Annotated in this window: 13 protein-coding genes, 1 tRNA gene and 1 riboswitch; of the genes, 8 read left to right on the forward strand and 6 right to left on the reverse strand. The window is 45.5% G+C overall.

Going from position 1 to position 20,270, the window contains the following annotated elements:
* Positions 1-20 precede the first annotated feature (20 nt).
* Positions 21-824 (forward strand): AAC(3) family N-acetyltransferase, encoded by an 804-nt coding sequence (locus MKY54_RS02335; RefSeq protein ID WP_076278895.1) that lies wholly within the window; start codon positions 21-23, stop codon positions 822-824.
* A 38-nt stretch (positions 825-862) separates the two neighbouring features.
* On the forward strand, positions 863-1,501 hold the full coding sequence (locus MKY54_RS02340) for a histidine phosphatase family protein (RefSeq protein WP_036682592.1): 639 nt from the start codon (positions 863-865) through the stop codon (positions 1,499-1,501).
* 106 nt (positions 1,502-1,607) lie between these two features.
* On the opposite strand, the gene MKY54_RS02345 is transcribed toward MKY54_RS02340, so the two are convergent.
* Together MKY54_RS02345 and serS are read right to left on the reverse strand one after the other, a co-directional pair.
* Positions 1,608-7,883 carry a 5'-nucleotidase C-terminal domain-containing protein gene (locus tag MKY54_RS02345; protein ID WP_339189326.1) on the reverse strand — a complete coding sequence of 2,092 codons (6,276 nt, stop codon included), beginning with the start codon at positions 7,881-7,883 and terminating at the stop codon, positions 1,608-1,610.
* A gap of 415 nt (positions 7,884-8,298) precedes the next feature.
* Positions 8,299-9,588 (reverse strand): serine--tRNA ligase, encoded by a 1,290-nt coding sequence (serS, locus tag MKY54_RS02350; protein WP_076124541.1) that lies wholly within the window; start codon positions 9,586-9,588, stop codon positions 8,299-8,301.
* Positions 9,589-9,989: 401 nt separating this feature from the next.
* On the opposite strand from serS, the gene ssuE reads away from it, so the two are divergent.
* Positions 9,990-10,538 (forward strand): NADPH-dependent FMN reductase, encoded by a 549-nt coding sequence (gene ssuE, locus MKY54_RS02355; RefSeq protein WP_036682586.1) that lies wholly within the window; start codon positions 9,990-9,992, stop codon positions 10,536-10,538.
* Between the two features lie 180 nt (positions 10,539-10,718).
* On the opposite strand, the gene MKY54_RS02360 is transcribed toward ssuE, so the two are convergent.
* The 4 genes from MKY54_RS02360 to MKY54_RS02375 all read right to left on the reverse strand — a co-directional run bounded on the left by MKY54_RS02360 (position 10,719) and on the right by MKY54_RS02375 (position 16,921).
* The gene (locus MKY54_RS02360) at positions 10,719-11,750 is read right to left on the reverse strand and encodes a ribonucleotide-diphosphate reductase subunit beta (RefSeq protein ID WP_036682584.1); all 1,032 of its coding nucleotides are present in this window, start codon (positions 11,748-11,750) and stop codon (positions 10,719-10,721) included.
* A 284-nt stretch (positions 11,751-12,034) separates the two neighbouring features.
* Positions 12,035-14,368: a ribonucleoside-diphosphate reductase subunit alpha gene (locus MKY54_RS02365; RefSeq protein ID WP_076142084.1), complete on the reverse strand. Its 2,334-nt coding sequence runs from the start codon at positions 14,366-14,368 to the stop codon at positions 12,035-12,037.
* A 55-nt stretch (positions 14,369-14,423) separates the two neighbouring features.
* Positions 14,424-14,939 carry an anaerobic ribonucleoside-triphosphate reductase activating protein gene (nrdG, locus tag MKY54_RS02370; protein ID WP_076124537.1) on the reverse strand — a complete coding sequence of 172 codons (516 nt, stop codon included), beginning with the start codon at positions 14,937-14,939 and terminating at the stop codon, positions 14,424-14,426.
* Positions 14,936-16,921, reverse strand: coding sequence for an anaerobic ribonucleoside triphosphate reductase (locus MKY54_RS02375; protein ID WP_339189329.1), 1,986 nt, complete (start codon positions 16,919-16,921; stop codon positions 14,936-14,938). Before MKY54_RS02375 ends, nrdG begins: the two co-directional genes overlap by 4 nt.
* A gap of 241 nt (positions 16,922-17,162) precedes the next feature.
* Positions 17,163-17,398: riboswitch (cobalamin riboswitch) on the reverse strand.
* Positions 17,399-17,776: 378 nt separating this feature from the next.
* Between MKY54_RS02375 and MKY54_RS02380 the strand changes: the two genes are divergently transcribed.
* The 5 genes from MKY54_RS02380 (at position 17,777) to MKY54_RS02400 (ending at position 20,270) form a co-directional block, all read left to right on the forward strand.
* Entirely contained in the window at positions 17,777-18,085 is a 309-nt protein-coding gene (locus MKY54_RS02380) for an MTH1187 family thiamine-binding protein (RefSeq protein WP_076124533.1), read from the forward strand.
* 92 nt (positions 18,086-18,177) lie between these two features.
* Positions 18,178-18,249: transfer RNA gene (locus MKY54_RS02385), tRNA-Thr, on the forward strand.
* Positions 18,250-18,481: 232 nt separating this feature from the next.
* The gene (locus MKY54_RS02390; RefSeq protein WP_179088741.1) at positions 18,482-18,649 is read left to right on the forward strand and encodes a hypothetical protein; all 168 of its coding nucleotides are present in this window, start codon (positions 18,482-18,484) and stop codon (positions 18,647-18,649) included.
* A gap of 438 nt (positions 18,650-19,087) precedes the next feature.
* On the forward strand, positions 19,088-19,267 hold the full coding sequence (locus tag MKY54_RS02395) for a hypothetical protein (protein WP_076124531.1): 180 nt from the start codon (positions 19,088-19,090) through the stop codon (positions 19,265-19,267).
* 199 nt (positions 19,268-19,466) lie between these two features.
* Complete coding sequence (locus MKY54_RS02400) at positions 19,467-20,270, forward strand: undecaprenyl-diphosphate phosphatase (RefSeq protein WP_076220559.1); 804 nt, start codon at positions 19,467-19,469, stop codon at positions 20,268-20,270.

Below are 20,270 nucleotides of genomic sequence, written 5' to 3' on the forward strand. Positions count from 1 at the left end.
ATTCATTGGAGGAATGAAGGGTGGAAGAAATACAAGGCAATTTGATTACGGTTCAGACATTAGCAGCGGATTTTCGTCGACTGGGCGTTAAGGCGGGCATGACGATTTTATTGCATTCTTCTTTTAAATCGTTAGGCCAATGGGTAGCCGGGGGCCCGGTCGCTGTTATTTTGGCATTGGAGGAGGTCCTCGGAGAATCTGGCACGCTGGTAATGCCCACTCATTCCAGTGACCTGACTGATCCCGCAGGCTGGAGCAACCCACCGGTGCCGGAGGCGTGGTGGCAGAGTATCCGCGAGCAGATGCCGGCTTATGATCCAGACCTGACCCAGCTTAGAGGAATGGGGGTTATTCCGGACTGCTTCCGTAAACAAAAAGGAGTAAAACGCAGTGACCATCCGATTCATTCGTTTGCCGCTTGGGGCAAGCATAGAGACGAAATTATGTATGGTCATTCGATTGAAATGGGTCTGGGGGAAGATTCTCCGTTGGCTCGGATTTACGATTTGGGCGGACATGTACTGTTGCTGGGTGTTGGCAATCTTAATAATACTTCTCTGCATCTTGCCGAATGCCGCGCATCTTATGCTGGCAAGAAGGAAACCCTTGGCGGGGCGCCCATTATGGTGGATGGAGTTAGGCAGTGGGTGGAATTTAAGGAGCTGGATTGGGATTCTGACGATTTCGTTCAGCTGGCAGATCAGTTTGGACAAGAGACGGGACTTATTACATATGGACAGGTTGCTTCCGCAACCGCTCAATTGATTCCGCAACGGGAAATCGTAGATTATGCAGTGAACTGGATGGAACAGAACAGGAAGTAAAACCTCATTGGATAGGGGAAACGGAAGGAGAAGCTGGCATGAGTACAACAACGATATTTTTAACCCGGCATGGTCAAACGGAATGGAACGTGCAGCATCGGATGCAGGGACATATGGATTCTGAACTGACGGCTCTTGGTGTGCAACAGGCAGAATGGCTGAGCCGGGGAATGCGCACTGAACAGCTGGATGTCATCTATGCAAGCCCCAGCCCAAGGGCGCTGCGCACAGCTGAGATTATTCGTGGAGAGCGGAGTACTCCGCTTAAGACCTCTGAGGCGTTCAAAGAGATTGGCATGGGTGTGTGGGAAGGCCGTGATTCTACTGAGCTGGAGAGCGAGTATTCGGAGCAGCATCGCAATTTCTGGCAAGACCCTGAGCAGTTTAAAGTGGAGGGTAGTGAGACCTTCGCAGAGGTGCAGGCACGGGCGCTGGGTAAGCTTCAGGAAATTCTCGTTGACCATCAAGGTGAGACCATTCTTATTGTCACACATACAGTAGTGATTAAGCTGTTAATGGCCTATTTTGAGGGCAGAGCGCTGCCTAAGCTCTGGGATCTGCCTTACATTTATCCGACATGCTTATGCAGGGTTGATTTTACGGATGGTGTGCCGGAAATCCTGCTGCATGGGGATACGAGCCATTACGAAGAGAGTGAAGCTGGGATGGAATCATAACACTTCCTACAGATCAGATTGGGTTTATAAAAAAAGGCGGTTCCTCGGGTGCATTACGCACTCGAAGAACCGCCTTTTTGACTTCAGAGCTGGAGATCAGCTTTTGCTAGTTGATAAACTGGAGAGATTTCAATGTCTTCTCCAGCATCGTAACCGCTTCGGCACGAGTTGCCAGCTTCTGTGGAGCAAAGGATCCATCTGTTGCTCCTTGGATAATTCCCTCAGCAGCGATTTCTGCTACTGCTGCTTGGGACCAAGCTGGAATGCTTGCTGCGTCACTGAATTTAGCCAGTGCTGCAGGGTCGGCATTTAAGGTTTTCCCTGTGTACTTAATAGCTTTCGCTAATACCGAGGCCATTTCCTGACGAGTGATTGGGCTACCCGGCTTAAAGCTACCATCGGTATAACCGGAAATCAATTCGGCTTCTGCTGCGGTGCGAATAGCATCAGCATACCAAGCACTTGGGTTTACATCTTTAAATGTGGTCTCACCATTAGCTGTCGCAAGTCCCAGAGAACGCGTAATTATTGCCGCGAACTCAGCACGTGTGATCGACTGTGAAGGAGAGAACGTATCGTTGCTTGTTCCGCTGACAATTAGTTTGGTAGCTAATAGATCAATGGATGATTTAGCCCAGTGTCCGTTAGTATCTGCGAACGTTTTGGAAGACTTAACAACGGTGTAGTAGCTGTTGCTGTTCCGTTTAATCGTAACGTCCGTTGTTCCATCTGCTTTAGGAACAAAGATAGCAGGCACGAAGGAGATCTTACCTGAAGCAGGATCGAAGACCACTGCCGTTGCGTTATTTGAATTTAAGACGGCAGGTACATTGATCGTGCGCTTCACGTAAGTGCTGCCGAAATTGTTCAACTGCACACTCTTAGTTCCGGCTTGTGCTGAAACGCTGAATTCGATTACTGGAGCAGCTAAAGTAGCATTACCCAGCTGTGAGGCTATAGCTTGGTTTGTGCTGCTTAGTGTTCCCGAATTCGCTACTTGAATGGATACCGTAATTGTAAAGTCGCTGGTGCCTAATTGAGCGGCAAGTGCTGCGCTGTTTACAACACGGAGTGGCAAGGAATAAGAAGCACCATCAGTAGTAAAGGTAAGAACTGTGTTAGGTTGTGCTGCTGCTTGTTTTACAAGCACACTGCCTGGAAGCACTACTTGAGCGCCGCCTGTAGTGGCTTTAACCGGAATAACCAGCTCTTGGCTACCCGCTGGCAGTTCAGCAAGTTGTTTGGTTAGATCAGCAGCATCAATTGTTGTTACTTGTGCTGAAGCAATTGGAGCCACAGTTGGAGCAACAGTTGGTGATGGTGTAGCTGTTGGTACTGATGTTGGTACTGATGTAGGCACTGAAGTTGGATCTGGTGTTGGTACTGGTGTTGGGTCTGGTGTCGGAGTTGGATTTGTCTCCGGCAGTGGTGCACCTTTCAGATCAACAATCCGGCCTTCAACGGCGGAAGTGTTCGCAGTGACCGTTCCAACCTTCTGCAGATACTTCGTAAATACATCAAAGTCCGGTAGGTACAGCAGATTCACGCGACCTTCTTTATAAGCCTTTTCAAGTGAAGTATAGAAATCTCCACCCTTAGCTGTGAAAGCATTAGTAGCTACTTCATAAGATGCTTTTAGATCTAGAGGAACGTATTTCTCCCCGTTTTTCACTTCAATACGCAATACACGTTCGTTCACAGGTTTCGTAGAGTCGTAATAGAATTTCAACCCTGCAACGTGTGGGAAACGTCCGTCTGCTGCCGGCGTTTTGGAAACCCCGTTCTCCATAGCATCCTTAATTTCTTGTCCAGTCAAAGTGATCGTAACCAGATCGTTGTTGAATGGAAGTACGCCGAGTACTTCGCCTTGTGTGATCGGTCCTTCGTTGATGGATTCGCGAATACCGCCGCCGTTTTGCAAGGCGATTACGGCATTAGTGCCCGCTTTTTGAGCTGCATAAAGCATGCCATCGGCAATCAGGTTACCAAGATTAGTTTCCTTTGTGCGCACATTATCACGAACTCCGTTTAGAACAACCTCTGAATTTCCTACTACCTCATTGGTTAGTTCTTGAATACCCGGCTTATACTCGGTATCCAGGATCTTTTTAGCTTCAGGATCCTCTGCGATAACGTAGTTAGTACCGTTTTTAGCATCGATGGAGATTAATTGGTCTTTCCAATCGGTCAGTACGCCATCTTTGTTAAATTTAACTTCAAGTTGGCCAAGGAAAAGACCTTTTTCACCAGTTTGTACAATTAGCTTCGGTGCTTTTGGATCGGTGTTATCAACAACGGCTTGATTCAGTTGCGTGTGGCTGTGACCCCCAACGATAATATCAATGCCGTTAACGGCTTTGGCTAGCTTGAGATCTTCTTCATAGCCAAGGTGAGAGAGAACAATGATCTTGTTAACTTTCTCTTTTTCAAGCATAGCGACCGTTGCTTCCGCTTTAGCGAAGGCATTCTCAAAGGTCACTTTACCTGGTGAAGCAATGTTCGCCGTATCTTCTGTCGTCAGACCCATGATACCGACCTGTTGGCCGTCTACTTCTTTGATCAGCGCAGGGTAGATGGTTCCAGCATTACCTGACCGGCCGATTTCATTGGTGAACATTTTACTAAGAATATCATCCGCTGAGAAGTTCACATTGGAGGAGACAAATGGGAACTTTGCGTTGCCAATAAATTTGGACAGTACATCTGAATCTTTATCAAACTCATGATTACCGAAAGTCATAGCATCATATTTAACCAGATTCATAAAGGCCAGATCTGCTTGACCCAGATACTTATTGAAGTAAAGCGTTCCGGAGAACACATCACCTGCGTCTACAAGAATAGGATTCTCTGTAGTCGCCTTGGCATCTTTGATTGCTGTTACACGGCGCAAGATGTTGTTTGGTGAGCTGACAGTATCTAATCCTGCATGTGTATCATTGGTGTGCAGAATGGTTAGTGGGAAGTCTTCAGCAGTATTAAAATCAATCTGTGCCAAAACCGCATCATGATCGGATACCCGACCGTTCGATGGTGAGAAGTCGGCATTTAGATGAACGACATCTACTTTAGAAGAAGCCGTTAGATTTTTACTGACAAGAATATGATCTAGCACTTGAGAGTTTCCATCATAGGTGTACGTATACTGCTCATTTAAAGGTAATGTATCGATCAAATTGTCTAGTTCTGTACCTTTTAAGAGGGTTGCAGTTTTAGTAAATTGGAAATCATTCAAATCGCCAAGAGCTACGATATTGGCTTTAGGATTTGCAGTCAGAACCTCTTTGACAAATCCGTTTACGACCGCCGCGATTTTATGTCGTTGTGTTTCACTGGACAATACAGGGGGCTGAACGTTTCCGAAAGGACCGGTATCGCCGCCTTTTGAATTGAAATGGTTAGCGATCACAATTACTGTCTCGCCACCGAATACGAACTGTGCAGCAAGGGGTTTACGTGAACTTGTAAAGGCAGAGTTTGTTGGATCAATTCGTCCTGGATTGTAGGTCAATTGATCTGCCGCTGCGTTATATCCAACGGATTGTATAGCTGTACCTTTTTGTCCGCTCACACTGTCCGCAAGCTGTACTCTTGCTGGATTGTACAGGAATCCTACGCGAATGTTTCCGCCTGGGGCACCGCCATCCATATTGTTCTCCGGAGCGATATCTGTGTATTTATATACAGGACCGCCAGCGGTTTCAATAGCCTTAATCAATTCGGCTGCACTTGCTTCAGTGATACCATTATTGGCTTCACCATTGCTGTCCTGCATTTCGACAACGCCGATAATGTCAGGTTTTTTCATATTGTTTGTGATGGAGTCGGCTAGTTTCTGGATTTTTGTTGCTCCGACACCCGGGTAGAAGTTTTCAATGTTGTACGATGCGATCAACAACTTACTATCATTGACTTCAAGAGTAGTTGTTTCTTGCTTAAAGGTACTTGGAGTGATGGCTGGAAGCTTACCGTTTTCCGGAATCACTTTGAAGTTACCGTTGTTGTATCCGATGACGCCAGTTACATCTCCCGCGAACTTATCTCCGGTGATGACTTCTTGACCCGGATTTCCGTAAGCAATGATGAGGCGCTGAGGATTGTATTGGTTGTATTCTTTGAGAACTAATCCACCAGCTGGTGTGATGACATCAGGTGTTTCATTTTCTACTCTTGTAGGGATGTTATACAGCATGGAATTTCCGCTACCACTTGTCCAGTAAGGACTGATAATCGTAGGGGTAGGGAGCTTGACGAGCATACCTTCTAACGATTCGTAGAAATCAATTGCATCTTCATTAGGCTCAAAATCAGCCATGCCGTCATTGTCAATTATGGAAGACGGAATGGCTCTCCCGCCTTTACCAAGTACGACAGGCTCCGGCACAGTATAACTTGAAGAGGAGTCTACTTTTATTGAAGTCATAGTAATTTGAGTAGAGGTTAAATTACTTGCGTTACCTTCGTTGTATTCGGAAACAGCTCCACTAACTTGGACTAAATCTCCAATTTGAGGCTTAAGGGATGAATTAGTGCTGTATACAAAAATACCTTCCGAAGTGTTTACATTATCGTCTGGCTGAGGGTCTTGCATAAAGAAACCTCTATAAGCGCCAGTGGCGAAGGTATACCCATATTGGGTAACGATGCCTTCTACATCGGAAACGTTCTGACCTGCATACTCAGAAGTATGAGATTCTCCTTGAATATCATGTATACGAGGGAGTTCAGATGCTTTATATGCAAAGGTATAAACCTTACTTGTCTTGCCATCTGCTACGACAATTGCATGGATGGTAAGATCTTGATTAACTGTAATCGGATCTGAATAAAGCTTACTTGCTGTTGTTGGTTCAGTTCCGTTGGTCGTGTAGTAAATCTGTGCTCCAAGAGTAGGGCTGGATAGGGTCACAGAACTTCCTTTGATGATGCGACCTGCGCCAGGGCTGGCCATAACGGAAAAAGTTTCTTCCACCAAAGCATTTTCATTAAGTGGAATGAATTGATAAGTCGTACTATATTGCTCGATAACCCCAGTGATATTGTCAAAGGTTTTACCCTTAACTAGTTTAGGCAGGGTTGAAAAAATTGTGAATTGTTGTCCACCTTGGCTAGCAGTCACCGTGCTGCCATTTACATTGTCTATGGTCACATTATTCATAGTTACCAGCTGAGCTTCGTGGCTTTCGCCGTTCGCGGCAGACAAGTCGGTTGCTGTAATCAATTTTGGTGCAGGCACCCCAACATTTTGTGCAGCTACATTGTATTGAAGTCCACTTTGGAATTTGATTTCTTGCAGGTTGCTGTAGATATCCATTGTGCCGCTTACTTCAACACGATCTCCAACGTTTGCGAACTCTGGGAAACCATAAAGTACGATCCCGCCGGATTCATCCTGAATATACATTTTTGCTGCATTAATGTGAGTTACGATACCTTCTGTTAAAATATTCTGACCTTTACTAGCAAGGCGTGCTGTTGCAACATCTGTTTTGGCCAGAATAGTGTAATCAAAAGTCGATATAGGGCTGTCTGGCATATTTGGTTCTGAAGCATACGCTTTAATCGTAGTGTCCTCAGTTAAGGTAATAGGCCCTGTGTAAGGTTGGAAATTAGTTGAACCACCTGATCCATAAACAGCTGCATAGACGGATGCTCCAACCGTTGGAGAATTCAAAGATATTTCTGTACCAGCCGGCCAGGCATTAGGGGCTGGTAAAGCTACTGCGGAACTAGCAGTTTCCGGTAATTCAGGTAACGTACCGTAGGTGCTGTTCCGTGGACTTGGTGCTTGGACAACAAAATCCGTAGAGTTGTTATCCGTATCTAGACCGCGGCTATCAGCCGGTGCACCAGCCGCAGCTTTACGGATAGCGGCTGTCGTATTGGAGAGAGCAGCGGTCGCACTTCCCTCGACATTTGTAGCTGTTCCGTAGCCAACTAAATCAATTGTTGTACCTGATTTATCAACGAGGTCGACTTTGCCGTTTGTACCACTCATAGCAAGGATTCCCTTGCTAACATCAGGAGTAGGCAAGTCGGTAGTTCCTCCCGTTCCAGCGGCCTCCTCAATAAGGAAGTATCCATTTGCCGGGATGGTTCCATTTAAGTCTGTTCCGCTACTAAAGGTTCCGGCAGCTGAGGTATAGCGAACTTTCCATCCAGTCAAATCTACTGGATGATTTGTAGGATTGTATAATTCAATAAAATCATTTTTAAGTTCCGCTCCGCCGTTTCCACCACCACCATAGACCTGCGAGATAACAATATTGCTATTATCCGGTGCTGCCTCGGCAGTCTGGACAGCTGGTAACACACTGCCGGCAACCATTAACATTGCCAGTCCAGTAGCGAACCATTTCCTTACTCTTGAAGAAATAATCATTTGGATAAGTCATTCTCCCCTCGAATCTTTTATTTACAACCTATTAAATCTTAGCATTCAAATGTAAAATGAAAGGTTGTCTTTCATGAATATAAATTAAAGTTTGCATCATTTAAATCTAAAAATTGAAATGTTGTGATTTTAGTATAAAAACAGTGCATAAATACAATATTAATTATAAATTTAGTATTTTTATGGTTAATAGATCACCGATATTTTAATTTTATGTTATATATATTGTTGAATTTATTATGGATTGCGACAAATTTATTCTAGAGTTTTGTTAATTTTTACATAGGGAAAACAATAGTGATTAGAATTATATAGAATGTATCGGAACAAAAATAATGCCCCTCCAGCTTCTTATCGAGAAGTGGAAGGGCATTTTTAATTTTAAATCTACTTGGACAACACATCACTGCTGGTGCGGAAGCTCAAGCCGTTCAATTCCATCCATATATTTACGCAGTGCCTGCGGAATGTAAATGGATCCATCCTCCAGTTGATGATTCTCCAGCAGCGGAATTAGGATCCTTGGTGTAGCCACTGCGGTGTTGTTTAGGGTGTGGCAGTATTGCAGCTTACCGTCGGCATCCCGGTAACGAATGCCCGAACGACGAGCTTGGAAATCGAGCAGGTTGGAAGCCGAGTGTGTCTCTCCGTATGCCTCTCTGCTTGGCATCCAAGTTTCGATGTCATACTGCTTATGTGTCTTCAGGGACATATCTCCTGTGCAGACAGACATGATCCGATAGGGAAGTTCCAAGAGCTGTAGAATATGCTCTGCATTCGCAAGAATCTCCTGCAGCATGCCCTCTGATACGCCCTCATCATTCCGACATAAGATAACTTGTTCAATTTTTGAGAATTGATGAACACGGTACAGGCCACGCACGTCTCGTCCCGCCGATCCTACCTCACGGCGGAAGCAGGCCGACATTCCGGCGAGTCGCATTGGCGAATCCAGTTCGACAATCTCATCGCTATACAGCGAGACAAGCGACACCTCCGATGTGCCTACCAGCCAGCGATTGTCTCCGTTTAGCTCATAGGTCTGATCCATCCCGCCGGGGAAGAAGCCCGTACGTTCCAGCGCTTCCGGACGGACAATCACGGGAACATCCATCACCGTGAACCCGCGGGCAGTTAGTACATCAATGGCCAGCCGCTGTACAGCGAGATGTAACAACAACCCTGCACCCTTCAGCACATAGCTGCGTGGGCCGCCTGCTTTGACGCCACGGGGGATATCGATGATATTGTGGAGCTCGCCTAGCTCTACATGATCACGCGGTTTAAAGCCGAATTCCGGCAACGTTCCGGTTCGTCGCAGTTCTACATTATCTTTATCATCATGGCCAATCGGTGTATCCTGCGATACAGGGTTTGGTGCGAGCAGCATGAGTTCTCCACAGCGCCGGTCTGCCTCAGTTAGTTCTGCCTCATAGAGATTCAGGCGGTTGTTCAGTTCTCTTACTTGTTCTTTAACTGCTTCTCCTGCCACGCTGTCACCCTGTCGTAAAAGTCGTTCAACCTCTTTGGTCAGCCCGTTACGCTGGGCTCTCAACTGTTCCGTATCTTGGCGCAATTCGCGCCGTTTCTCATCCCATTCCAGCAGTTCATCCAGTGGGAAGTCGACTCTTTTCCAAGCCGTAATGTTTCTTACAAGTTCCTGATTGTCTTTGATCCAGTTCATATCCAGCATACCGTTTCGCTCCTTTTTGGTTAAAAAAACGCAAAAAACGCCCTCATCCATGGGACGAGGAGCGTCAGCTCGCGGTGCCACCCAGGTTGATCGAATCTCCTTAACTGCAGGAACAATCCGACCCTCTTTGGTCTTCGCGGTAACGGGCGAAACCCGGTGAACTTAGGGAGTTGTTGTAGACTCCGGTCGCAGACGCCTCACGGTTGGATGCCGATCATTGGCCTGATTGTTGGATTTAATATTGTTGCTTAGTATAACGTAAGAGTGGGAGGAGCGCAAGTGGTTATGGTTTGACAAAAATATCAATTCTACGTTAGGATTAGTATTAATTTAAAGTAATTTTGTCGGGATAATAAATAAAGCAGTGAGAGCTGCTTAAGTGGGATGGAAGAGGTGGAGAAGTGGCTAAAATTGTTGTGATTAACGGAACGCCTTCCCTGGTATCGCGTATCAATGCAGCTATAGAATATGCGGAGGCCAGCTTAACCAATCAGGGCTTCGAGGTTGAGCGTATTAACGTAGCAGAGCTACCAGCGGAGGATTTGATTCACACTAAGTTTGAAAGTGAGTCTATCGTCAAAGCCAATGGCCTTGTAGCGGAAGCTGATGCGGTAATTGTGGTTAGCCCGGTTTATAAAGCTTCTTATACAGGCGTGTTGAAGACCTTTTTAGATCTGGTTCCACAAAAGGGATTGGCCGGAAAAGTTGTACTCCCGCTGTTCATGGGTGGCAGTCTTGCACATCTGCTCACAATTGATTACGCATTGAAACCTGTGTTGTCTGTACTGGGCGCGCGTTACATTCTTGGCGGCGTCTATGCCGTGGATTCTCAAGTGGTTCGTAATGATCACGGAGTGGTAGAGCTTGCTGAGGAGCTGAAGCTGCGCCTGAACGATGCATTAGATGAGCTTGCAGAAGAAACTACACATCGTGTGGAACGCAAGGCATAAGACTAAGTAGTAAGCCTTCTGTGCTTAGTGCTAATAACAAACGTATAAGCGTCTCTTTCATCCCTGATACCAGGGGAGAGGGGCGCTTTTTGCATTATATAAGCTATAGCAAAAAGGCCATCTCACTAAGAAAGTAGAGAATGGCCTCTTTTTTATATAGGGATTGTTATATATCCGGTCTTACAAATCGTCGAATCCGTTATCGTCGCCAACCTTACCATAGTTGCGGGATTTGGCTTCGAAGAAGTCAGTTTTGGTAGCATTAAGCGCATCATCGGAGAAGGGTTTGATCCAAGGCATACAGTTAACGTCAACACCTTGATAAGCTTTTTCCATACCCATCAAAGTCAGACGTTTGTTCGCTGTATATTTGATGTAGTCGCTAAGCTCGTTAAGATCAATACCACGCACGTTAGTAAGTGTGTAATAAGCCCAGTTGGTTTCGAGCTCTACCGCGCGGTCGATGGTACGGTATACGTAATCCATGTTTTCTTTGGTGTTCAGCTCAGGGAAGTCTACAAGCAGCTGCTTAAATACTTCTGCGAAGAAGTAGCAGTGCTGATTCTCGTCACGTTGAATATAAGAGATCATTTGGCTGGTCGCCATCATCTTCTGGTCACGGGCCAGATTGTAGAAGAAGGCGAAAGTGCTGTAGAAGAAAATTCCTTCCAAGATGAGATCTGCTACCAGCGCATGGAAAAAGGTCTGTCTCGTAGGGTTATCACGGAACTCTTGATAAATATCAGAGATAAACTGATTACGTTCCAGCAGGACAGGGTCTTTTTTCCAATATTCAAAAATTTCCTTCTGCTCACTCTCCGACACGATAGAGGAAAGAACATAGGAATAGGATTGGTTATGCACCACTTCTTGCTGCCCGATAATAGCGGAGATAGCTTCCAAAGAGGAATCGGTGAAATAACGCTTCACGTCGCTCACGAACATCGTCTGCATCGAATCCAGCACAGCGAGTAGGGAGATATTAATCTTAAATACGCGTTGTTCCTCGGCATCCAGCATCGGGAATTGTTGCGCATCCTTGGACATTGGAATTTCATCCGCGATCCAGTGATTAAGCAGCAGTACCTTATACAGCTTGTACATATGAGGCATGCGAATATCATTCCAGTTCAGAATACCTGAGCATTCACCGTCGATAATGCGTGTGGATTGGTTAGGTGCTTCAGTATTAAAAATCTTTTGTAATTGCATTTCTTATCCCTCCATTTTTTGCGCGGGTAATCTTTCTTGGTGTCTTGTTCATAGAAAGATGGTGATGGAGTAACGGAGAGGAAGTTTGGAGCTGTAGGAGCGTCAGCGTTCGCCCGAAAGCTTTCCGTAGGAAAGCTCGCATCGAAAGCATATGCTGTCATCGGATGTCATCCGCTAATAGCGGTAAAGATCAAGACCTCTGATGACAACAGCGGCCGGAAGCCCAAACATTCCTCGCAGTTACGAAATTCATCATCGTTTTTCTATTTAGGACACTAAGATAATTAGCTAGCGCAAGATTCACACTCTTCTATAGTCAAAGCACGGCTACGCACATAATAAGTTGATTTCAAGCCGCCCTTCCAGGCATTCAGATGCAGTTCCAGGAACTCGGTAGCCTTGATGTCAGGACGGACATACAGGTTGAAGCTTTGGCCTTGATCGACGTGACGCTGGCGAGCAGAAGCCATGCGGATCGACCAGTTTTGGTCAATCGTAAATGCTGTCTTATAGTACCAGATCGTTTTGTCGGACAGATCCGGTGCTGGGTTAGCAATCTTATAAGTTGTTTTTTCTTCATAGGAAAGCAGTTCATACAGCGGATCAATGCTGGCGGTGGAGCCGGCAATAATCGATGTAGATCCATTCGGCGCAATGGCGAACATCCAAGCGTTACGTACGCCGTCCTTAGCTACTTCTTCTTGCAGCTCGCGCCATTGCTCAGTCGTTACATATTTACCTTCTTGCTCACCGCTAACATACCCGCGGGAAGTGAAGTATGCGCCAGTCTCCCAATCGGATCCAGCAAATTTCGGATAACGGCCTTTTTCACGGGCAAGCTCCATGCTCGAACGAACCAACAGGTAGTTGATATGTTCATATAAATGATTGTTATATTCTACGGCTTCATCGGATTCCCAACGAATGCCCTTGAGTGCCAATAGGTGATGCAGGCCGAATGTGCCGAGACCTACTGCGCGGTACTGGCTGTTCGTGTATTGTGCCTGCAGAACTTCAATATTATTAATGTCGATTACGTTATCAAGCATACGAACTTGGATCGGAACAAGTCTTTCTAATACGCCAGCTGGAATCGCCCGTGCTAAGTGAATCGAATTCAGGTTGCAGACTACGAAGTCGCCAGGGATTTTGGAAATAACGATCCGGGTCTGGCCATCTTTAGTTACTAATTCTTCTTGCTCAATAACTGTTGCAGACTGATTCTGCATAATTTCTGTACACAGGTTGGAGGAGAAAACCATACCTTGATGACGGTTTGGGTTAGTCCGGTTCACGGTATCGCGGTAGAACATGTACGGTGTACCTGTTTCTAGCTGTGATTTCATAATCCGTTTCATGATGTCGATCGCAGGAACAGTGATCCGGGATAATTCCAGGTTCGCTGTAGCCTCAGCATATTTTTCACGGAAAGTACCTTTGCCAAGCTCTTCATCGTAGAAATCTTCCAATCCTAGTGGACGGCCATTTTTATCTGTCCAGCCCATGACCTTTTTCACTTCGTGAGGGCAGAAGAGGTTCCAATGGCTGCGCGATTCTACAGCTTCCATGAACAGGTCAGGTAGGGAGACGCCATGGAACACGTCATGTGCACGCATGCGCTCGTCACCGTTGTTCAGCTTAAGATCGAGGAAAGCGAGAATATCTTTATGGAATACATCAAGATAAACAGCTACAGCACCTTTACGTGTGCCCAACTGGTCTACGCTGACTGCTGTATTGTTCAACTGGCGAATCCAAGGGATTACGCCGGAGCTTGTGTTCTTGTGGCCACGGATATCCGAACCACGTGCTCGTACTTTTCCAAGGTAAACGCCGATGCCGCCACCCATTTTGCTTAGACGTGCTACGTCTGTATTGGAGTCAAAGATACCCTCTAGGGAATCGTCTACAGTATCAATAAAGCAGCTGGATAGCTGTCCAGCGACCTTTTTGCCGGCATTGGACATTGTAGGTGTAGCAGCAGTCATATAGATGTTGCTCATAGCCCAATAAGCTTCTTTTACAAGCTCAAGACGTTTTTCAGCTGGCTCACGGTGCATCAGGTACATAGCAATAATCATATAACGTTCTTGTGGAAGCTCCATTACACGGCCGTCAAAATCATGCGCCAAATAACGGTCGGATAGCGTAAGCAGACCGATATAGTCAAACAAAAGGTCGCGTGTATAATCGATACACCCGCCTAGTTCGATAATTTGTTCTTTGGTGTAATGACTTAGAAGTTCTTCGCGATAGATTCCTTTTTTCACGAGATCCGTAATTAGTGGATACAATTCACCGTAAGGCTCTTCTGGATAAGCTTTGTAGCGGCGATGGACGGCAGCTTTTTTATAAAGGGTAGTCAGAAGGGCGCGGGCAGCTGCGAACTTCCAGTTAGGCTCTTCTTTTGTTACAAGCTCTAGAGCGCTCATGGTGAAGGCGTTGCTGATTTCTTCTCCGCTTACCGAGTCACGACGCAGTTTGGAATTCACTCCACGCAGCAAAGTTTCTTTATTTAGTTGATCGAGACCTTCCAGAATACGGTCAGCGTAGACGGAAAGACGGTTCTCATCAAAAGCCAGTTGGCGATTATCCGGTTTTACTACGAATTGCGGCATGTTTAGTTCATCCCTTCTTATTTCAAATTAATTTTCAATATCAAAAATTGATATATTATAGCGCAGCAGGCTGCCACAGAAAGACCTCCGAGCCGTTCATGCTGGCCGGAATGTCGATAATGCGTTGGTTGGAGCTTCCCCGGTAGAGAAGCGTAGTATCTTTCAGTTCTTCTACAAATCTTCCATCTATTAACACCTGACACTGTTTAAGTAGATTCCACTCCGGCGTACCGGGAAGGGCTGTAAGTTCTTCGTACGTATAACCACTGTAAATCCAGATTGAGAACCCTGGCAGTACAGTGCGAAGCTCATGAATGAACCCCAGCAACTCTTCTGCTGAGAAAAAAGGATCGCCGCCTGCCAGTGTCAGACCATCCAGCAAAGGGTTAGCGGCGATTTCTGCAATGATTTCATGTTGTCGTTCTAAGGTGAAGACTTCTCCATATTTAAAGTTCCATGTCTCGGGATTAAAACATCCCGGGCAACGATGGCGGCAGCCGCTGAGAAAGAGGACGGCCCGCATGCCCTCTCCCTCGTTAATCGACTCCGGATAGTAACCGCAAATATTCATAGATGCTTAACGCGATCCCGAACTTCAGCTTGTTTGGCGGCATTAAAGCGGGTCTGATAGTCGCCGGTTAAATAACCTGTAACTCTGCGCAAACGGCGGATGTGCACATCATTCTCATTTGCGTTGCAGGAAGGACAGTTTGTCCCAATTACGCCTTCGTATCCACAGCTGGAGCAGCGGTCAATCGGATGGTTAATGCTGAAATAACTGACCTGTTGTTCGAGCGCATATTTAATGATTTTGATAAAAGCCGATGGGTTGTTGCGGGCATTGCCGTTTAATTCGACATAAGAAATAGCCCCGGCATTGCAGTATTCATGGAAAGGAGCTTCCAAGCTGATCTTCTGAGCAGCACCCAGATCGAAGTATACAGGGATGTGAAAAGAGTTCGTATAATATTCACGGTCGGTTACGCCCGGAATGGAACCCAGTACCTTGCGGTCAACTTTGGTGAATTTACCGGACAAACCTTCTGCTGGAGTTGCGAACAGGGTGATGTTAAGATCCAGTTCCTCACTTTTCCGATCGCAATAGTCCCGCATATGACGCACGATAGCCAGCGCCTTGGAATGAACTTCCATATCCTCGCCATGGTGTTTACCGTACATAGCTTTCATACATTCCGCCATACCGATGAAGCCAAGAGACAGACTGCCATGCTTCAGCAGATCGCCTACAGTGTCATCAGGTGCAAGGTGTTCGCCGCCTTCCCAGACGCCTTCTCGCATCATGAAATCGGAAGCTTTAGCTTTTTGTGCGGTTTGGATGTGGAAGCGATGGAGAAGTCCTTCCAGCGCAATATCCATATAATGATTTAGATCTTCATAGAAGCCAGCTTCGTCTGCGACGGTACGTCTGCCTGTTACTGTGCCGTGTGCCAGACCTAGCCGAACCAGATTCAGTGTATTAAAGGAAAGGTTGCCCTTCCCAGAGCAATGATTACGCCCAAAACGGTCACCGAGCACTCGGGTTCGGCAGCCCATTGTAGCGAACTCCGTATCAGGATCACTTGGATCATAATACTGCAAGTTGAGCGGAGCGTCCAGATTAGCGAAGTTTGGATATAGTCTGCGCGCAGAACATTCAGCTGCTTTTAGGAACAGTTCATAGTTAGGATCGCCTTGCTGTTGATTGATTCCTTGCTTGCATTTGAAGATTTGAATCGGGAACACTGGTGTTTCTCCGCTGCCAAGTCCGTTCATAGTTGCGGTTAGCAGAGAACTGATCACAAGCTGACCTTCTGGTGAAGTACAAGTACCGTAGTTGATGCTGGTAAACGGTATTTGTCCACCGGATCGGCTGGACATGGTATTCAGATTATGTACCATACTTTCAGCCGCTTGCAGGGTTTCGATTTCGGTTTCCTTTAGTGCAAAACGGAACGCTCTTGGATATGACTCCGCCAGATCGGTCCGGCTCATCGTAATCTCGCCCAAAGATTCGTCAGCTTGTCCTTCTTCAAAATAATCCAGACCCTTGCGGAACAGCTTGGCGAAGGATTTGGTTACATAAGGTGCCAGATCGTAATCGAGTTTATTGGCGGATACACCACCATATTGAGCATTTTGCTGGGATTGGAAAATAATCGCTACCAGAGACATAGCTGTCATTATTGAGTTCGGAGGACGAACGCTGCCGTTGCCGGTATTGAAACCTTCACGGAGAAGTTTATCAAACGGGATAAAAATACAGTTCGTCGTTCCAATCGCGTATTGATCCAGATCATGCACATAGACGACATTGTCATCAATAGCCTGCACTAGCTGTGGCGGCATCGTAAAATTGCGGGCGTACCATTTTGAATATTCACTGCCGAACTTGCTCATTTTACCGGAGAAACTCTCTCCATTCAAATTGGCATTCTCGCGCAATAGGTCCATATCCCGACTGTCGATAATATCCCGGCCTAAATCAATGAGCTCTTCTAAAAGAACTTCCCGTGCATTTTCTACTCCATTAAATTGTCTCTCCAACAACGTCATTGTACAGCTCTCCTCTCAGTATAAAAGAAAAACATCTATCATCAAATCCATATATCCATAAGAAGTTGGACTGCTATAAGCAGTCGTATATTTGTTCAGATTACATAAAAAAAGCATCCCCTACCCGAGGATGGCAGAAAATGCCCGATGCGTTATGTAAATATCCACACGGATATTTGCAGAGGTCTCTACGTAGATGACCGCATGCGGACACCATCCCTGTTCCTCGCAGGCATCAATAGTTGGTGTCGTCGAAACAGGTAGGTCTCCTGGCTTCCGTGGGATCTCTCGGCGCCTTCCCAAGGGTGTTCCTAACCCTCAGTGGCATTTGCCGGGAGATGTGGATTCTCAAGCTTCCCAGAAGCTTAAGAAGGCCATCCGGTTACAGTGGCGGGACCGCAGCGGATTCTCACCGCGCTTCCCTATTAAGCTCTAAATCCGGTTAAGGATCAAAGCGCCTGTCTCCACTATATTTTGTTGTCGTTAGATAAAAATAACCCAAGATGTTGTGTTTGTAAACAGTTTTTTAGAAAACCCGCGCGGGGAGCGGGTTCTTTAAAAGTACTCCACAAATGATCCACAGGCTGTCCATAAGTAATCCACAATTGATCCACAGGGAGATGCGAAATGATTCATAAATTGTCCGAAAAGATGCCACAAAGAGTCCATAAATATAGTGCAGATGACCCTAGAATTTGCTCATGAGAAAATACCCTTAGCCCAAAGTCATATTTTGGAGTAATCAGAAGAAATAGAAGAGATAAGGGAGGATAATCTTGCTTAGTTTGTGACAGAGCGGTGGAATTGTTACAATGGAAGGAGACAGCTACTATAAAATTTCGAGGAGGTATTCTCATGCCTATTGCTGAAGTTACAGTTATTCCAATTGGAACAGGCAGTACCAGTCTTAGCAGCTATGTTGCGGATATGCAGCGGGTGCTGAAGACAGTAGAAGGGATTACTTATGAACTTACGTCCATGGGGACGATCATCGAAGGGCCTCTGCAACGCATTTTTGCCGCGGTAGAAGCTTTGCATGAGTCTCCTTTTTCCGCAGGTGCAGAACGTGTCTCTACCTCACTTAAAATAGACGACCGCCGCGATAAACCCTCTACTAGCCGTGGAAAGTTAGAGTCTGTGGAGCGTAAGCTACAGGTGGATTAGCAGTTTAGAAGGGCGGAAAACAGGGAGAATAGGCTTGCGTTTCTGGCTGAAAGTTGTATAATATTTTTTGTTTGGCAGAAAAACAGCGTTAAGCTGGTGTAGCTCAGGGGTAGAGCAACGCACTCGTAATGCGTAGGCCGGGGGTTCAATTCCCTTCACCAGCATCCTTACAAAGTCGATAGTGGCGCGTGTTCCCGGGTTTTTGGAACTGCGCCTTTTTTTGTACAAGCATCAACTTCTAACATTCTTCTAACCTTTAGTCGAGTAAAGTGGGTGTCTCGTCAATTTTCTCCACTTCTTTTCGGGTTCCTAGAATAGAATCTCCGATACATCGGGGCACAGCTTCCTGCAAGTTGGGGAGAACATGTGAATAAGTATCCAGGGTGATATTTATTGATGAATGGCCTAATCTTTCCTGAAGTCGAATATGATGGACAGCCCCTGCCGTTCCCTGTTCTTCTGGAGAAACGTATCAAGGAAGATAAGACATGGCGCGAAATCGCTAATGAAAACGGTATGACTAGTGGTCACTGTCGAGCAGATGGAAGGTGTGGCGCAAGCTGACAGCAATCAGAATGAAGAATGGTGGAGGAGGAGCAGCATAAGCTGCTTTTCTCTTGCGGGGGCAGATCGGTTAGATGGTAATTACTATAAAAATAAAAAAGACACCACAAGGTGTCTTAGTACAGATACTTTTCGCTCGAATTTCACGAGCTCGTCAGTGAACTGAGTTCATAAGCAAGACTGGCTACGGCTAACAGATGAAGAGATAAAGTAATATCAATGTTAAAATGTGCGGTAATATTAATTTTCATAGATAACCACGCTCCTAAAGTATAAATACACATAAAGAAAACTTTATAAAGCGCTTGGCCTGCCATCATCAGTGCCAGGTAGCCATCCTGTACAGACGCCTTAGCGTTTCGACAATAACATTATACTTAATATTTTGTGTTTTGCAAAAAAAGGACCCCCAATTCTTGGTCGGGGTGGCGGTTCTGTGTGGTTTCTCAGCGCTTTGGAATCATGATGGTCATTGAGGCTCCACGCACGCGGCTGCAGAATGATCAAATGGAAGTTACGTTTCGGTATTCATATCTGCTGCATGCTCTGAAATTGATTATCCAAAATAACGGGCAGCAAGTTCAGAAGGTTAACGGATTTTTTATTGATACAGGTTGAATTTAATGTTTGATACTGTTGTTATGCTAACGGGAAAGGATAGTTTAATAAAGGAGTTACTTAAGATTGGAATAATGAGCAATGTGACAATTATGTCATTCTGAATTGAATATTGTTAGGTTAATCGATGGGGAAGTTTACTTGTCTCCCTTATACTGGAAATTAAATGATTTTATTTCCGAAAGGGGACAATGCACTAATGACTGATGTAATTAAAGCAATAATACTTGGCATAATAGAGGGCTTAACTGAATTTTTACCAGTATCATCTACTGGACATCTTATTCTAGCAGGCGATTTGCTTAGCTTTGAGGGAGATGCTGCAATAACTTTTAAAATTGTTATTCAGTTGGGTGCAGTGATGGCAGTTTTAATTCTTTATTGGAAAAGGTATTTGGAGATTGGGGTTAATATGATTAGAATGGATTTTTCCAAAAGCAAAGGATTAAATGTCATTCATATGATTTTGGCTATGTTACCAGCATTAACCCTATATCTTCTCTTCAAGGACACAATAAAAAGCCAATTATTTGGCCCAACCCCTGTTTTGATAGGTCTAGTTGTTGGTGGCGTGTTGATGATCATTGCAGCGCGGAATAGGCGGACTGAAACCGCTGATACTATCGATGGGATTAATTATAAACAGGCTTTCGGAATTGGTCTGTTTCAATGCTTGGCGTTATGGCCGGGATTTTCGAGATCAGGTTCGACGATTTCAGGTGGCCTGTTGCTTGGCACTAGCCAAAAAGCCGCTGCAGATTTTACATTCCTTATTTCTGTGCCTGTTATGTTTGGTGCAAGCTTGTTGGATTTGTACGATAGTCGTGATTTGCTGAGTTCTGACGATTTGCTTCTAATGTTAATTGGCTTTGCGACATCCTTTCTTGTGGCAATGATTGCAGTAGTGACGTTCATCAAACTGATTAAGAGACTTCGATTGGAGTGGTTTGCTCTATACCGGTTTGTTTTAGCAGCTCTCTTCTATTTAATTGTCATACAGTAA

Origin of the sequence: Paenibacillus sp. FSL P2-0121 (genome assembly GCF_037975345.1) — a bacterium.
GTDB lineage: Bacteria > Bacillota > Bacilli > Paenibacillales > Paenibacillaceae > Paenibacillus_AQ > Paenibacillus_AQ odorifer.

Coding starts and splice junctions, on each gene's coding strand:
- MKY54_RS02340 (WP_036682592.1), top strand. CDS start 863: ATGAGTACAACAACGATATTTTTAACCCGGCATGGTCAAACGGAATGG.
- MKY54_RS02345 (WP_339189326.1), bottom strand. CDS start 7,883: ATGATTATTTCTTCAAGAGTAAGGAAATGGTTCGCTACTGGACTGGCA.
- serS (WP_076124541.1), bottom strand. CDS start 9,588: ATGCTGGATATGAACTGGATCAAAGACAATCAGGAACTTGTAAGAAAC.
- MKY54_RS02360 (WP_036682584.1), bottom strand. CDS start 11,750: ATGCAATTACAAAAGATTTTTAATACTGAAGCACCTAACCAATCCACA.
- MKY54_RS02365 (WP_076142084.1), bottom strand. CDS start 14,368: ATGCCGCAATTCGTAGTAAAACCGGATAATCGCCAACTGGCTTTTGAT.
- nrdG (WP_076124537.1), bottom strand. CDS start 14,939: ATGAATATTTGCGGTTACTATCCGGAGTCGATTAACGAGGGAGAGGGC.
- MKY54_RS02375 (WP_339189329.1), bottom strand. CDS start 16,921: ATGACGTTGTTGGAGAGACAATTTAATGGAGTAGAAAATGCACGGGAA.
- MKY54_RS02380 (WP_076124533.1), top strand. CDS start 17,777: ATGCCTATTGCTGAAGTTACAGTTATTCCAATTGGAACAGGCAGTACC.
- MKY54_RS02390 (WP_179088741.1), top strand. CDS start 18,482: ATGAATGGCCTAATCTTTCCTGAAGTCGAATATGATGGACAGCCCCTG.
- MKY54_RS02400 (WP_076220559.1), top strand. CDS start 19,467: ATGACTGATGTAATTAAAGCAATAATACTTGGCATAATAGAGGGCTTA.